Annotated in this window: 13 protein-coding genes; 11 read left to right on the top strand and 2 right to left on the bottom strand. The window is 43.2% G+C overall.

Annotated features, from left to right (window positions below):
* The first annotated feature begins 59 nt into the window (after nucleotides 1-59).
* From FTD44_RS00630 to FTD44_RS00605, 6 genes are all read left to right on the top strand, one after another.
* Complete coding sequence (locus FTD44_RS00630) at nucleotides 60-1643, top strand: peptide chain release factor 3 (protein WP_222164694.1); 1584 nt, start codon at nucleotides 60-62, stop codon at nucleotides 1641-1643.
* A gap of 92 nt (nucleotides 1644-1735) precedes the next feature.
* A complete protein-coding gene (locus FTD44_RS00625) occupies nucleotides 1736-2338 on the top strand; it encodes a LysE family translocator (protein ID WP_222164693.1) in 603 nt (200 codons plus the stop codon).
* Nucleotides 2339-2570: 232 nt separating this feature from the next.
* Nucleotides 2571-5333, top strand: a complete 2763-nt coding sequence (locus FTD44_RS00620) for a bifunctional aconitate hydratase 2/2-methylisocitrate dehydratase (RefSeq protein ID WP_222164692.1) — start codon at nucleotides 2571-2573, stop codon at nucleotides 5331-5333.
* A gap of 330 nt (nucleotides 5334-5663) precedes the next feature.
* Entirely contained in the window at nucleotides 5664-7889 is a 2226-nt protein-coding gene (locus FTD44_RS00615; RefSeq protein WP_262901651.1) for an aconitate hydratase, read from the top strand.
* A 302-nt stretch (nucleotides 7890-8191) separates the two neighbouring features.
* Nucleotides 8192-8755, top strand: a complete 564-nt coding sequence (locus FTD44_RS00610) for an ExbD/TolR family protein (RefSeq protein ID WP_222164690.1) — start codon at nucleotides 8192-8194, stop codon at nucleotides 8753-8755.
* A 78-nt stretch (nucleotides 8756-8833) separates the two neighbouring features.
* Complete coding sequence (locus FTD44_RS00605) at nucleotides 8834-9466, top strand: YiiX/YebB-like N1pC/P60 family cysteine hydrolase (RefSeq protein WP_222164689.1); 633 nt, start codon at nucleotides 8834-8836, stop codon at nucleotides 9464-9466.
* A 62-nt stretch (nucleotides 9467-9528) separates the two neighbouring features.
* On the opposite strand, the gene FTD44_RS00600 is transcribed toward FTD44_RS00605, so the two are convergent.
* Together FTD44_RS00600 and FTD44_RS00595 are read right to left on the bottom strand one after the other, a co-directional pair.
* On the bottom strand, nucleotides 9529-10131 hold the full coding sequence (locus tag FTD44_RS00600) for a hypothetical protein (protein ID WP_222164688.1): 603 nt from the start codon (nucleotides 10129-10131) through the stop codon (nucleotides 9529-9531).
* Between the two features lie 4 nt (nucleotides 10132-10135).
* Nucleotides 10136-10732 carry a hypothetical protein gene (locus FTD44_RS00595; protein ID WP_222164687.1) on the bottom strand — a complete coding sequence of 199 codons (597 nt, stop codon included), beginning with the start codon at nucleotides 10730-10732 and terminating at the stop codon, nucleotides 10136-10138.
* A gap of 351 nt (nucleotides 10733-11083) precedes the next feature.
* On the opposite strand from FTD44_RS00595, the gene FTD44_RS00590 reads away from it, so the two are divergent.
* The 5 genes from FTD44_RS00590 to kdsB are packed head-to-tail and all read left to right on the top strand — an operon-like array spanning nucleotide 11084 to nucleotide 14484.
* Nucleotides 11084-11659, top strand: a complete 576-nt coding sequence (locus tag FTD44_RS00590) for a hypothetical protein (RefSeq protein WP_222164686.1) — start codon at nucleotides 11084-11086, stop codon at nucleotides 11657-11659.
* Between the two features lie 3 nt (nucleotides 11660-11662).
* The gene (locus FTD44_RS00585; RefSeq protein ID WP_222164685.1) at nucleotides 11663-12286 is read left to right on the top strand and encodes a hypothetical protein; all 624 of its coding nucleotides are present in this window, start codon (nucleotides 11663-11665) and stop codon (nucleotides 12284-12286) included.
* Nucleotides 12283-13044 carry a sensor histidine kinase gene (locus FTD44_RS00580; protein WP_222164684.1) on the top strand — a complete coding sequence of 254 codons (762 nt, stop codon included), beginning with the start codon at nucleotides 12283-12285 and terminating at the stop codon, nucleotides 13042-13044. Before FTD44_RS00585 ends, FTD44_RS00580 begins: the two co-directional genes overlap by 4 nt.
* Before the next feature lie 14 nt (nucleotides 13045-13058).
* Nucleotides 13059-13712, top strand: coding sequence for a response regulator transcription factor (locus FTD44_RS00575; protein ID WP_129021177.1), 654 nt, complete (start codon nucleotides 13059-13061; stop codon nucleotides 13710-13712).
* Nucleotides 13713-13743: 31 nt separating this feature from the next.
* Nucleotides 13744-14484, top strand: coding sequence for a 3-deoxy-manno-octulosonate cytidylyltransferase (kdsB, locus tag FTD44_RS00570; protein ID WP_222164683.1), 741 nt, complete (start codon nucleotides 13744-13746; stop codon nucleotides 14482-14484).
* Nucleotides 14485-14594 lie beyond the last annotated feature (110 nt).

Raw genomic sequence — 14594 nt, 5'->3', positions numbered from 1 at the left:
GATATGCATAGCTCTTTGTTTCACGTTAACACATAAGGTATTATCTTTGCAGCCGAATTATGAAATACCAAAACGAAATTAATCGTCGCAAAACCTTTGCTATTATTTCCCACCCGGATGCCGGTAAGACCACATTGACCGAAAAACTGCTGTTATTTGGTGGTGCCATCCAGGTAGCCGGAGCGGTAAAAAGTAATAAGATCAAAAAGGGAGCCACATCGGATTTTATGGAGATCGAGCGCCAGAGAGGTATCTCTGTTGCCACCTCTGTAATGACCTTTGAGTACAAAGATCTCCTGATCAACCTGCTCGATACACCGGGTCACAAGGACTTTGCTGAAGATACTTATCGTACCCTGACAGCCGTGGACAGCGTTATCCTGGTGATTGACAGTGTGAATGGGGTAGAGGAGCAGACCCGCCGCCTGATGGAGGTATGTCGTATGCGCGATACACCGGTAATCGTGTTCGTTAATAAAATGGACCGTGACGGTAAGTTTCCTTTTGACCTGATCGATGAGATCGAAAAAGAACTGAATATTTCCTTACATCCTCTGACCTGGCCTATTAATATGGGTCGTGAGTTCAAAGGGGTATATAATTTATACGAAAAAAGCCTGAACCTCTTTACGCCTAGTCAAAAGGCAACAGATGAGAACAGTGTGGCCATCAATGATATTAATGATGCATTACTGGATCAGAAAGTAGGGGCAAAAGATGCAGCACAGCTGCGCGAAGATGTAGAACTGCTGGATGGTGTATATGGTGAGCTGGATAGCGAAGCCTATATGAAAGGTGAAGTAGCGCCTGTATTCTTTGGTTCGGCCGTAAATAACTTCGGTATCCGTGAGATGCTGGACACCTTTGTGCGTATTGCGCCAAATCCTTTGTGCCGTGCCACTGATGTAAGAGAAGTTTGTCCCGGCGAGCCTAAGTTCAGCGGGTTTATCTTTAAGATTCACGCCAACCTGGACCCGAGACACCGTGACCGTATCGCATTCCTGCGCGTATGTTCCGGCCGTCTGGAGCGTAATAAAAGTTATAAACACATACGCCTGGATAAGGATATGAAGTTCAGTAACCCGTATACCTTCCTGGCCCGCAGCAAAGAAGTGGTAGATGACGCCTATCCTGGCGATGTAGTAGGTCTGTTCGATACCGGTAACTTTAAGATCGGTGATACACTGACCGAAGGGGAGAAAATGATGTTTACCGGCATGCCGAGCTTCTCTCCGGAGCTGTTTCGTGAAGTGGTGAATAAAGATCCGATGAAGACCAAGCAGCTGGAAAAAGGTTTACGCCAGCTGACGGATGAAGGGGTAGCACAGTTGTTTACCCAGCATGGTGGTAACCGTAAAATAATCGGCTGTGTGGGAGACCTGCAGTTTGAGGTTATTCAATATCGTTTATTACAGGAGTATGGTGCTTCGGTAGATTTCGTGCCTTTGTCTTTCTATAAAGCGTGCTGGATTACCGGAGAAAAGAAAAAGATCGATGAGTTTACCCGCTTCAAGCAGGCAAATATCATGGAAGACAAGGATGGTAACCTGGTTTACCTGGCACAGAGTGAGTGGTTCCTGAACACAGAACGCCAGAATAATCCGGATATTGAATTCCATTTCACCAGCGATTATAAACACTAATAATCGTATCTTGCTTTTTCATTGCATACTAAACCGAAACTCTTTTGACGTACTCTGAAGCAATCATAAAAGGTGTATTCCTTGGGCTGTTCATGGCAATATCAGTTGGGCCTACGCTATTTGCAATTATCCGCTACAGCATGCACCATAGTTACAGGGCCGGCCTGGCCTTTGTACTGGGAGTAAGTGTAAGCGATATCCTGTATGTAACCCTTGCCAATATTGCTACACAATGGATGACCTTCCTGGAAGATCACCAGAAAACAGTAGGATATGTGGGCAGTGGCCTTTTCCTGATCATGGGTTTGTACGGCTTAATGAAGAAGTTTAAGCCCAAAAAACCGAATCGTGATCAGAAGACGATGAAGATCAGCCGTAGCGCTTATTTCCAGATATGGCTCAGTGGCTTCCTGATGAATACGCTGAATCCTGGAGTAGTACTTACCTGGGTAGGTGCAGTAGCCCTCATTGCCGGCCCTTCTGTAGAGGCCTCTCATAAAGTAGTCCTGTTCAGTACCTGTCTGGGACTGGTATTGGGTATCGACTTTCTGAAAGTATTCCTGGCCGATAAGATCCGCCATAAACTAAACCTGCGTACAATAATGTACATTAATAAGATCAGTGCCATATGCATTTTTGCACTGGGTCTTATCCTGCTGATCAAAACCCATTTCAACCTGGGCGTATCACACTAATCCAGATAATTTAATGATAAACATGTATATACATCCTTTATAGCTGAATTCGCTTATAAAGGATGTATATACTTATATAGATGTTTTTTACATTCTCGTGACGATTTTGTCGAAGGGTTTTTTTTAGTTATGATTATTGATTAAATTTGCAAGCCTTGGAGCACATGCTCAAACACAGTTTAACAAAGTAAATGGCAGTATCTGAATCTGCCGACTATATTTTCAATTTTATATGAACATCTACCAGGATTACCTTAAAGAGATCGAAGAAAGAAAAGCCGAGGGGCTTCATCCAAAACCCATTGATACTGCTGAGCTGTTATGGGAAATTATTGCACAGATCAAAGATACAGCCAGTCCGTATCGTGAAGATTCTCTTCAGTTTTTTATCTATAACACATTACCGGGTACAACTAGCGCAGCCAGTGCTAAAGCCAGGTTCTTAAAAGAGATCATTCTGGGTGAATCCGTGGTAGAAGAAATTACACCTGCTTTTGCTTTCGAACTGTTATCTCATATGAAAGGTGGTCCCTCTATCGAAGTATTGCTGGACCTGGCGCTGGGAGCAGATGCTGCTATTGCACAAGCTGCTGCAGAAGTATTGAAAACACAGGTTTTCCTTTATGATGCCGATACAGATCGTTTAAAAGAAGCTTTTAAAAACGAAAACCCAGTTGCTAAAGATATCCTGGAAAGCTACGCGAAAGCAGAGTTTTTTACCAAGCTGCCGGAAGTTCCTGAAGAAATTCAGATAGTTACATTTATTGCCGGTGAAGGTGATATTTCTACGGATTTACTGTCTCCGGGTAACCAGGCGCACTCCCGTTCTGACCGTGAATTACACGGTTTATGCATGATCACTCCTCAGGCACAATCTGAGATCAGAGGGCTGCAGGTACAACATCCAGATAAGAGCGTGATGCTGATTGCTGAAAAAGGTACCATGGGTGTGGGTTCTTCAAGAATGTCAGGCGTAAACAACGTGGCACTCTGGACCGGTAGAAAAGCCAGTCCGTATATTCCATTCGTAAATATCGCCCCTATTGTAGGTGGTACTAACGGTATTTCTCCGATCTTCTTAACTACAGTTGACGTAACCGGTGGTATCGGTATCGATCTGAAAAACTGGGTGAAGAAAGTGGATGCAGACGGAAATGTAGTACGTAATGAAAACGGAGATCCTATCCTGGAAGAAGTATACTCAGTGGCTACAGGTACGGTATTGACCATTAATACAAAGAAGAAAAAATTATACAACGGCGATCAGGAACTGATTGATCTTTCGAAGTCATTTACGCCTCAGAAAATGGAATTCATCAAGGCGGGTGGTTCTTACGCGATCGTATTTGGTAAAAAAATCCAGACGATTGCAGCAAATATCTTAGGTGTTGAGCCGGCTTCCGTTTTTGCTCCTTCTAAAGAAATTTCTATCGAAGGACAAGGTCTGACCGCTGTAGAAAAAATATTCAACAAAAATGCGGTAGGCATTACTCAGGGCAAAGTATTACATGCTGGTTCTGATGTACGTGTAGAAGTAAATATCGTAGGTTCTCAGGATACTACCGGTCTGATGACTGCACAGGAACTGGAATCTATGGCGGCTACCGTTATTTCTCCGATCGTAGACGGTGCTTACCAATCAGGTTGTCACACCGCTTCTGTATGGGATAAAAAAGCACAGGCTAACATTCCTAAGCTGATGAAGTTTATGAATGACTTTGGTGTAATCACTGCCCGTGACCCTAAAGGGGAGTATCATTCTATGACCGATGTAATTCATAAAGTATTAAATGATATTACAATCGATGAATGGGCTATCATTATCGGTGGTGACTCACACACCCGTATGTCTAAAGGCGTAGCTTTCGGTGCAGACTCTGGTACCGTTGCCTTAGCTTTAGCTACCGGTGAGGCTTCTATGCCAATCCCGGAATCTGTAAAAGTAACCTTCAAAGGCAGCATGAAAGAGCACATGGATTTCCGTGATGTGGTACATGCTACACAATTACAGATGTTACAGCAGTTCGATGGTGAGAACGTATTCCAGGGAAGAATCATTGAGGTACATATCGGTACATTGCTTGCAGACCAGGCATTTACCTTTACGGACTGGACTGCAGAGATGAAAGCAAAAGCATCTATCTGTATCTCTCAGGATGATACCTTAATCGAATCTTTGGAGATCGCGAAAAGCCGTATCCAGATCATGATCGAAAAAGGTATGGATAACAGCAGACAAGTACTGCAAGGCCTGATCAACAAAGCGGATAAACGTATCGCTGAAATCAAATCTGGTGAGAAACCAGCGCTGATGCCGGATACAAATGCAAAATACTATGCAGAAGTTGTCGTGGATCTGGATGTGATTGATGAGCCGATGATTGCCGATCCTGATGTAAATAATGCTGATGTATCTAAAAGATATACGCACGATACCATTCGTGAACTGTCATTCTATGGCAATGATAAAAAAGTAGATCTTGGTTTCGTGGGTTCTTGTATGGTGCATAAAGGCGATCTAAAAATCGTTTCTCAAATGCTGAAAAATTTAGAAGAACAGCAGGGCGCGGTAACCTTCAAAGCACCTTTAGTAGTAGCAGCACCTACTTACAATATCATTGATGAATTGAAAGCAGAGGGTGACTGGGATATGCTGCAGAAATATTCCGGCTTTGAGTTCAGTGATTTATTGCCAAAAAATGCGGCACGTACAGAGTATGAAAATATCATGTACTTAGAGCGCCCGGGTTGTAACCTGTGTATGGGTAACCAGGAGAAAGCGGCTAAAGGAGATACCGTATTGGCTACCTCTACCCGCCTGTTCCAGGGCAGGGTGGTAGAAGATGCTGAAGGTAAAAAAGGAGAGTCTTTACTGGCTTCTACTCCGGTAGTAGTACTTTCTGCTATTCTGGGTCGCATTCCTAGCATTGAAGAATATAAAGCAGCTGTACAGGGCATCAACTTAACTAAGTTTGCTCCGGTAGCAGTGAATTAATAAGTTTTATAAAATAATAGTTCAGAGACCTCTAAGCTTTCAACAGCTTAGAGGTCTTTTTTTATGCAGCGTATACAGCTTTGTAAAACAGCAATGATGCAACATAAAAATGCCTCACTGGCTTTGAAAGACATGGGCATAGAACTGATGAAAACACAGCCTGTTTACTGGTCTACTGGCTGCAATTATTAATGACAAGCTATTTAACAATAAGTAAATTCTACATCACAATTTTTTTTCGTAAATTGTCATTAGTTTTTGACAATAGATAAATTAATATAATTAGATATGGCCTTCGATTTAGATTTAATCAAAAAAGTGTACGCTGAAATGCCTGCAAAGATTGAGGCTGCACGTAAGCTGCTTAATCGCCCTTTAACCCTTACAGAAAAGATCCTTTATGCACATTTAGACAAAGCAGCTGACAGAGCGTTTGTACGTGGAGAGGATTATGTAGACTTCCGACCGGACAGAGTAGCGATGCAGGATGCAACGGCGCAGATGGCATTATTACAATTCATGACTTGTGGCAGGGATAAAGTGGCGGTGCCGTCTACGGTGCATTGTGATCACTTGATTCAAGCTAAAGTTGAGGCGGGTACCGACCTTCAGGTTGCAGTAGATAGTAATAAAGAAGTGTATGACTTCCTGTCCTCTGTGTCTGATCGTTATGGTCTGGGCTTCTGGAAAGCCGGTGCCGGTATCATTCACCAGGTAGTATTGGAAAACTATGCATTTCCGGGTGGTATGATGATCGGTACGGATTCTCACACACCTAATGCGGGTGGTCTGGGTATGATCGCGATCGGTGTCGGTGGTGCTGACGCCTGTGATGTAATGGCGGGCCTGGCCTGGGAATTGAAAATGCCGAAACTGATCGGGGTAAAACTGACCGGAAAATTAAACGGTTGGGCTACGCCTAAAGATATCATTTTGTGGGTGGCCGGTAAACTGACCGTTAAAGGGGGTACCGGTGCCGTAGTAGAATACTTTGGAGAAGGGGCAACCAGCATCAGCTGTACTGGTAAAGGTACCATTGGTAACATGGGTGCAGAGATCGGTGCAACCACTTCTACATTTGGTTACGACGAGTCTATGGAGCGCTACCTGAGAGCGACCAGCCGTGCCGCCATCGCAGATGCGGCTAATACCGTAAAAGAGCACCTGACCGGTGATCCGGAGGTATATGCCAATCCTGAAATGTACTTCGACCAGGTGATCGAATTAGACCTGTCTACCCTGGAACCCTACATCAACGGACCTTTCTCTCCCGATCTGGCTACGCCGATTTCTAAAATGAAAGAAGCTGCTGCCGCTAACGGATGGCCAACCAACCTGGAAGTGGGTTTGATCGGTTCCTGTACAAACTCTTCTTATGAAGATATCAGCCGTGCCGCTAACCTTGCGGAACAAGCGGTTGCTAAAAACCTGAAAGCGAAAGCTAAATATACAATTACTCCGGGTTCTGAACTGGTACGGTTTACCATCGAAAGAGACGGATTCATCAACACCTTCGAGAAGATCGGCGGTACGGTGTTTGCCAATGCTTGCGGACCATGTATCGGTATGTGGGCCCGTGAAGGTGCAGAGAAGAAAGAGAAAAATACCATTATTCACTCTTTCAACAGAAACTTCGCAGCGCGCCAGGACGGTAACCCAAATACTTATGCGTTTGTAGGTAGTCCTGAGATCGTTACCGCACTGGCGATTGCCGGTGACCTGACGTTCAACCCGCTGACCGATACCCTCACCAACGAGAATGGGGAGCAGGTGAAACTGGACCCGCCTACCGGCTGGGAATTGCCGGTTAAAGGCTTTGCCGTAGAAGATGCCGGTTACCAGGCACCAGCTGCCGATGGCAGCCATGTAACGGTTGTCGTATCTCCTACATCTGCACGTTTACAATTGTTAGCACCCTTTACGCCATGGGAAGGTACAGATCTGAAAGGACTGAAAGTACTGATCAAAGCAAAAGGTAAATGTACCACTGACCATATCTCTATGGCAGGTCCATGGTTGAAGTTCCGTGGCCACCTGGACAATATTTCCAACAACATGCTGATCGGGGCAACCAACTTCTTTAATGAGAAAACCAATACCGTTAAAAACCAGCTGACCGGTGAGTATGGCGAAGTACCAGCGGTACAACGTGCATACAAAGCGGCCGGTATCGGTTCTATCGTAGTAGGGGATGAAAACTATGGCGAGGGCTCCAGCCGTGAGCATGCCGCTATGGAACCGCGTCACCTGGGTGTGCGGGTAGTACTGGTCAAATCATTTGCCCGTATTCATGAGACCAACCTGAAAAAACAAGGTATGCTCGGACTCACCTTTGCCGATAAAGCAGATTATGATAAGATCCAGGAAGATGATGTGATCGATGTATTAGGGCTGACTACATTTGCTCCCGATACACCGCTGACAATCGTTTTGCACCATGCAGACGGCACCAGCGAAGAAATCAAAGCAAACCATACCTACAATGCTCAGCAGATTGAATGGTTCAAAGCGGGTAGCGCATTGAACATCATCCGCAAAGAGTTTGGGGTAGCATAAATAATTACGATCTGTAACAGATCGGGTAAACAAACAGGAACCATAATCATATTATGGTTCCTGTTTGTTTTAGTGTAACGGAGTATCCGCTTAAAGGAAATAAAGACTAGCATTATGGGTTGAAAAATCTATTTATATCTATGGCTACTTTGTGCCTTAGGGTTCGAATTATAGACGATTACATTCCATATTCTGAAGAAAATATTTGTGCAGAATACGTTCACTTGCGTCTTAAATTGAAATACCATTTCTAACCAGGGGAACAGAATACATATTCCTTTCCCTTCAAAAAATGAAATTATATGGCTGCAATGGAAATTAAAGGAGGGAAAGGTGCTCCCCACGTAGATCTTACACCTATGGTAGACTTAGGCTTCCTGTTGATTACTTTCTTTATGTTTACGACTACCATGTCTAAGCCAACAGCGATGGAAATTCAGATGCCTTATAAGGAGCCTGATATGGATCCGTCAAAGAGTAGTCTTGTAAAAGAAAGTACGGCAATGACGATACTTTTAAGTAAAGATCATCGTATCTATTATTACTATGGCATGGGCGCTGATCCTAAAAGGCCACCGGAATTAAAGGCGACAAATTTTAAAAATATTGATGGTATCAGAGATGCTATTATAGCAAAGAAGAAAGAGATAAAGGGTATGATTGACCAGGGTAGCCCTGCACTTGACATAAGCGATAAGCTGACCGTCATGATAAAACCGGCGGACAATTCAAATACAGAAGACCTGATTAATATACTGGACGAAATGAGCATCAATGCAGTTCCTGTATATGCAGTTGTAGATATTACTCCGGAGGATGAAGCATTTCTTGCTGCAACAGAAAAAAGAATGGGATTCGAAAAATAGATACCGTTATGATTAATGAAGCAGCACCTGTTTCCTATACTCCTGAAATAGCGTAAATTTGTCCTTCAAATAATTACGATGAGATACTTTTTAGTATTATTATACTGTTGTCTAAGCCTTTCTGCCTTTTCGATCAAAAAAACAGAATTGAAAGCCGGAGACCTTATTTTTCAGGACCTGGATTGTGGCGGGATGTGTGATGCTATTGAAGCCGTAACCGAGGGGTACAAAAACAGGGATTTCTCCCATATGGGTATGGTCAGTGTGATGCCGAACGGTACCTATTATGTACTGGAGAGTATTGGTAAGGGCGTGCAGGAAACCGAGCTGGATGAATTTCTGAAACGCAGTACCCATCCGCACCTGGTGGCCCGTGTAAAGAAATCGTATCGTAGTCTGATACCTGCAGCAGTGGCCTTTTGCCAGTCAAAAGTAGGAGGTGCCTATGATGAGGAGTTCCTGTATAATAACGGTAAATATTACTGTTCAGAACTGATCTATGATGCCTTTAAGTCGGCTAATGAGGGGCAGCCGTTTTTCCAGTTATATCCGATGACCTATAAAGATCCGGCAACGGGCTCTTTCTACCCGGTGTGGGAAAGCTATTTTCGTAACCTGAAGGTGAGCATTCCGGAAGGCTTACCGGGATGTAATCCGGGTGGAATGTCGACTTCAGATAAGATAAAAGTGCTGGGCGATCTTGAAGGATAATTCAATCGTACATGACCAATAAAGAAAAAGGAAAGCGTTCATCACGCTTTCCTTTCTGCATTTTAAAAACGATAACCGATCTGAAAATTGGTCTGAAACATTTCCTTTTCAGCATTCCTCCTGTACACCTCGCCTGTAGATTCTACTTTGCCTTTGTTTATTATATTCACACCTACTCCCACTTCTATTCCCACATAGAAATGTTCATTAATATTGAAGCCGGCATAATTATTCAGCATTGGACCAGCCTGCCATATAGTATATTTCCATGATTCGTATTGAGTCTGACCAGAATAATAGCCAAAACCATAATATTCGATTTTTCCCCTGAAATAGTAATAAGACAGTCCCACACCGTAGGTCATCGTTTTGTTCCGTACCGGGTAATACCGGAAGCCGGGATTCAACTGTAACCGATTGGAATTTTCCACACCCGCATCTACATTAAATCCATCATTCATAAAAGCAAGCAGCACCGGTATATTTACCCCAAACCGGCCTTTGTGGTCGATCAGGCGTTCGTAAGCAATGCCCATGCTCCAGTTGTATGTATAAAAAGTAGCAACAGGGATAATATTAATACTGTTTTTCAGCGGTGCAGTATGTTGTGAAAATCCTTTGACACTGCATATCAGGATCAGTAATGAAGCGTATATTTTTTTCATAAAATTAGAATCTGTAGCCCAGGCTGAAATGTGCATGGCGCATGGTTAAGATGTTTTGATTATAACTACTATGCTGTTCTTTGACGTCTTTAAGTCTACTGTAGATACTTGGGCCATAGCCAATTTCCAGATTCAGATTAATGCGCTTTGTGATATTACAAGTAAGCGAATTGTTCAGCATCAGCCCCAACTGGTTCAGGCGGTACTGCTCAACATAGTATGGAATGTTTTTTTCTTCAGTATGCCCGTTTACATAAAATGCAGATAGGCCTATCCCGTAGGTCAGTGTTCGTTGCCCGAATGGGTAGAACTTGATGCCTGGGTTTATCTTGAGCACATTTTTGTATTTTAATGTGCCTGTGAAACCTGGATTTACTACTGTCCGGTTGCCGAAATAAACGGGGAGCGTCCAGGAAAATCTGCTGTCTTTTTTAAAAGTTTGTTCATAAGCAATACCTACGCTATAATCATAGGTATAGAAGTAAAGATCGAAAGTGGCCGCAGGAATTATTTTCAGGTTGTTGCGCGGATAGATTTTCTTTTGTGCACGCGCCGTTCCAAAGACGCTGAGCAGGGAAAGGGTAATTAATAAATGTTTCATAACAGGAGTTTTGATAAAAGTTCATCGTAAAATATAATCATAACATAAATATATAATCTGTAAGTCAAAAATTAGTGAGTTTGATTAATTTTTTATTTTAGAAGGTCTGATATGCTATACTGTTTTGCTTTTGCCAAAATGCTATACAAGAGCAATACCCTTTATTTTTCAGGAAAAATCCCCATTTTACGCTGCTTATTTTCTGCTAGTATTGCAGTGTAATCAACAGTGTATACAGATTAAGTTTTGCTTAAATGTTCGTTTATCCGTGATAATGTTCTGTGGCACTATGTGATTTATAATACATTTGTTATATTTTGTACATGTTTCACCACCTAAAAACAAAAAAATATGCGTTCAAAAACTACTCCAGTATTGACTACAGTGCTGTTCCTAGCACTGGTTTTTTCCGGTTATTACATGTATAAGCAAAACCAGGAAATCAAAACACTTCAGGCAAAGATCAGTGAACTGCAGTCTGGTAGTACATCCTGCTGCGGGGATAGTGTTGTGCCTGCATACAGCAGCATCAGCTACGAAGAATTTGAGCAAAATGTGAATTATTTTAAAACAAGCATCGGCGGTAATGCCATTGATGCAGAGTCCGAAACAAAATCTTTGTGGATGAGTATGGATGAGATGCAGAACTACCTGTGCGTAGTGCGCAATCATGCCAAGGAAATGGGACTTAATGCAAATGATCTGGGTCTGAGAATATACTTTATCCGTTACAAACCTTCCGGTACTGAATTTGATAATAAACTGTCTGTTGCCTTTATTCCTACATACAAAAGTGAAAGAGGCACATCAACAGATTATGATGCAAGCCGTCTGAAAAGCACTACGATTATGGAGGGCGGACAGACATTTATCATGAACCGTATTATGCCTTGTCCGGTCAATTGTGATGGGGTACTGCTGAAATAATTTATGCTGCTGGCCACATTTTCTTACCTGCTCCTGCTGATTACAATGATCATCGGGTGGATCACTTTCCCAAACAGGAAAGGGGTACTACGGTTATTGCCTGTATACATTACCCTTGTGTTCGGACTGGAAATGCTGGCTTACTGGCTGATGAAGCATAAGAGACATAATATGGACGTGTATGATATCATGTCCATACTCGAATTTTCTTTTTACAGCCTTTTATATTATTACGTAACGGTCCAGCGGTATACACGCATACTGATCGGCATTTTTACATTGCTGTTTGCCTTATCGCTGGTCTTGTTTTACGGGCATATATACCGCTATACTTTTTACAATATTATTTCGACATTCCTGTCTATGTTCTTTATGGTTATCATGGCGGTCAATTACCTGGCAGAGGTATTGCGTTCCGACAATATCATTTCTTTTAATGATAACCCCATGATCTGGATCAGTATAGGCTTATTGTTGTACCTCAGTTGTTCAGCCTTCCTGGTCACCAGTAACTATTTCAAGATTGTATATGCTCACCATAGCCTGGTGCATAATGTAGTAACATTTATCAGTGTGCTTTGTCTGTATACCTGCATGACGACGGCACTTTTATGCAAACGCAGATGAATAATAATGAACTTGTATATATTGCTACCATTATACCCGTACTGCTTGTCATTACGGTGATCGTCATTATTGTCCTGTTTATCCGTAAAAAGAATAAACTGCTGATTGAGCAGCAGCAAAAAGAACTGGACTTCCTGTCAGAGATCAATAAAGCCCGTATAGAAGTAAAAGACACTATTTTAAAACAGGTCGCAGGAGAGCTGCATGATAATATAGGACAGATACTGGCATTGAATTGCATGTACCTGAAATCGATACGGAAATCGTATAGCGAAGAGCAGCTGGATGTGATTGCAGAGCTGGCTGCTAAAGCACTGAATGAGGTGCGCCAGCTGAGCCGCCTGCTGAATGATGACCTGGTGCATAATTACAACCTGGTGGACTCTATACGCAAGCTGCAGGAGTATTTAAGTAAGCTGTCTGCTTTAAAGATCAATCTTGAGATTTCCGGCGAGGTCAGGGTATTGGATACTAATGTAGAATTGATTATCTTTCGTATCTGCCAGGAGTTTATTACCAATTCACTGAAACATGCGCAATGCGATCGTATTGATATTACCTTAAGGTATAATCCGCATCAGCTGATGCTACAGCTGAGCGATAATGGCTCCGGATTCAATATACAGGACATTTCTGAAGGAAATGGCGTGCTCGGATTTTATAACCGTGCTAAAATCATTAATGCCCGGATAGAGATGGATTCCGTTCCTGGGAGCGGCACCACACTATCCCTGGTTTACAATACACCACAACAATAAAATACCGCACGATCATGGAAAAGGTAAATGTAATCATAGCCGACGATCATGAACTTATGTCCCGGGGTATCTGTACCCTGGTCAATTCTATACCGGATCATGAAGTGATTTATGAAGCACGGAACGGCAAAGAACTGGTGCGCTACCTGGAAACCGGCGGTAACCTCCTGCCGGATATTATCCTGCTCGATATCAATATGCCGGTCATGGATGGTTTTAAAACTATGGAGTGGATGCAGATCAACCATCCCGAACTGCCTGTACTGGCCCTGACTATTAATGATGATGATGCCTCTGTGATCAATATGCTGCGTCTGGGTGTAAAAGGCTATCTGCTGAAAGAAACCGATTCGGAAGAGTTGATCCTGGCGATGAAAACGATACTGAACAGAGGATTCTACAGTTCGGAAATAGCCAGCGCCAAGCTGCTGCAGGCCGTGATGCAACCCAAAGGGGCCATGGCCGTGAAAGTGGGCCTGAAAGAAAGAGAACTCGAGTTTCTGAAACTGGCCTGTACCGACCTTACCTATACACAGATTGCTGACCGCATGTGTCTGAGCCCTAAAACGGTAGACCACTATCGTGATGCACTGTTCGAAAAATTCGAAGTGAAATCGAGAGTCGGTCTCGTCATCTTTGCGATAAAAAACAGACTGGTGCAGATTTAAGCAGTACATTTGCCTTCAAAAAAAAGTAAACATGAAAGCGATTGCGCTCATCCCGGCACGACTGGCTTCCACACGGCTGGCCGAAAAATTACTGATAGAACTGGAAGGTAAAACAGTGATCCAGCGGACCTATGAGGCTACTCTGGCCACTGGTCTTTTCGAATCGGTTGTCGTGGTCACCGACAGTGAGGCCATAGAATCCATCATCAGCAATTGTGGCGGAACTGTGTTGCGCAGTACAGAGGAGTATGAATCCGGTACCGACCGCATCGCTGCTATTGCTGCTCAGCTGGAAGCAGACGTATTCCTGAATGTACAGGGAGATGAGCCTTTTGTGCAGAAAAAGCCACTGGAACAATTACTTAATTTATTCAGAGACGAAGCCGGAAAGCAGGTTAGGGTAGGGAGTATTCGCAAACCCATTACCGATCCTGCGCTGATCAATAGCCCCAATGTTGTAAAGGTAGTCTGTGATTTGGATGGCAATTCCCTGTTGTTTTCCCGCAGCCCTATACCATATGTGCGTGATGAAACCGTTCCCAATACTTATTACCAGCATATAGGCGTTTATGCTTTCCGTAAAGAGGCCCTGATGTTGTTTCCGACACTGCCTATGACCCCTCTGGAAAAGGTAGAAAAGATAGAATGTCTTCGTTTCCTGGAGCATGGCATTCCATTGAAGATGACTACTGTTTCTGAAATGGGTATTGGCATTGATGTGGCCGATGATGTAGATAGAGCAAGGGCTTACCTGAAAACGATTCAAGAATAAAAAGAAAGGACAAGTCTTCTTGGACGCGAGTTGAAGGAGCTTGTGTACATGTTATAAAAGTGTTGGGGGGGGCGGCAGGCCGCCCCACACACATATAAAAAATATTTTTT

Source organism: Edaphocola aurantiacus, from assembly GCF_019797745.1.
In the GTDB taxonomy this organism is placed as follows: Bacteria; Bacteroidota; Bacteroidia; order Chitinophagales; family Chitinophagaceae; genus Edaphocola; species Edaphocola aurantiacus.
This window is presented reverse-complemented; position numbering and strand designations above follow the sequence as displayed.

Coding starts and splice junctions, on each gene's coding strand:
- FTD44_RS00630 (WP_222164694.1), top strand. CDS start 60: ATGAAATACCAAAACGAAATTAATCGTCGCAAAACCTTTGCTATTATT.
- FTD44_RS00625 (WP_222164693.1), top strand. CDS start 1,736: ATGGCAATATCAGTTGGGCCTACGCTATTTGCAATTATCCGCTACAGC.
- FTD44_RS00620 (WP_222164692.1), top strand. CDS start 2,571: ATGAACATCTACCAGGATTACCTTAAAGAGATCGAAGAAAGAAAAGCC.
- FTD44_RS00615 (WP_262901651.1), top strand. CDS start 5,664: ATGCCTGCAAAGATTGAGGCTGCACGTAAGCTGCTTAATCGCCCTTTA.
- FTD44_RS00610 (WP_222164690.1), top strand. CDS start 8,192: ATGGCTGCAATGGAAATTAAAGGAGGGAAAGGTGCTCCCCACGTAGAT.
- FTD44_RS00605 (WP_222164689.1), top strand. CDS start 8,834: ATGAGATACTTTTTAGTATTATTATACTGTTGTCTAAGCCTTTCTGCC.
- FTD44_RS00600 (WP_222164688.1), bottom strand. CDS start 10,131: ATGAAAAAAATATACGCTTCATTACTGATCCTGATATGCAGTGTCAAA.
- FTD44_RS00595 (WP_222164687.1), bottom strand. CDS start 10,732: ATGAAACATTTATTAATTACCCTTTCCCTGCTCAGCGTCTTTGGAACG.
- FTD44_RS00590 (WP_222164686.1), top strand. CDS start 11,084: ATGCGTTCAAAAACTACTCCAGTATTGACTACAGTGCTGTTCCTAGCA.
- FTD44_RS00585 (WP_222164685.1), top strand. CDS start 11,663: ATGCTGCTGGCCACATTTTCTTACCTGCTCCTGCTGATTACAATGATC.
- FTD44_RS00580 (WP_222164684.1), top strand. CDS start 12,283: ATGAATAATAATGAACTTGTATATATTGCTACCATTATACCCGTACTG.
- FTD44_RS00575 (WP_129021177.1), top strand. CDS start 13,059: ATGGAAAAGGTAAATGTAATCATAGCCGACGATCATGAACTTATGTCC.
- kdsB (WP_222164683.1), top strand. CDS start 13,744: ATGAAAGCGATTGCGCTCATCCCGGCACGACTGGCTTCCACACGGCTG.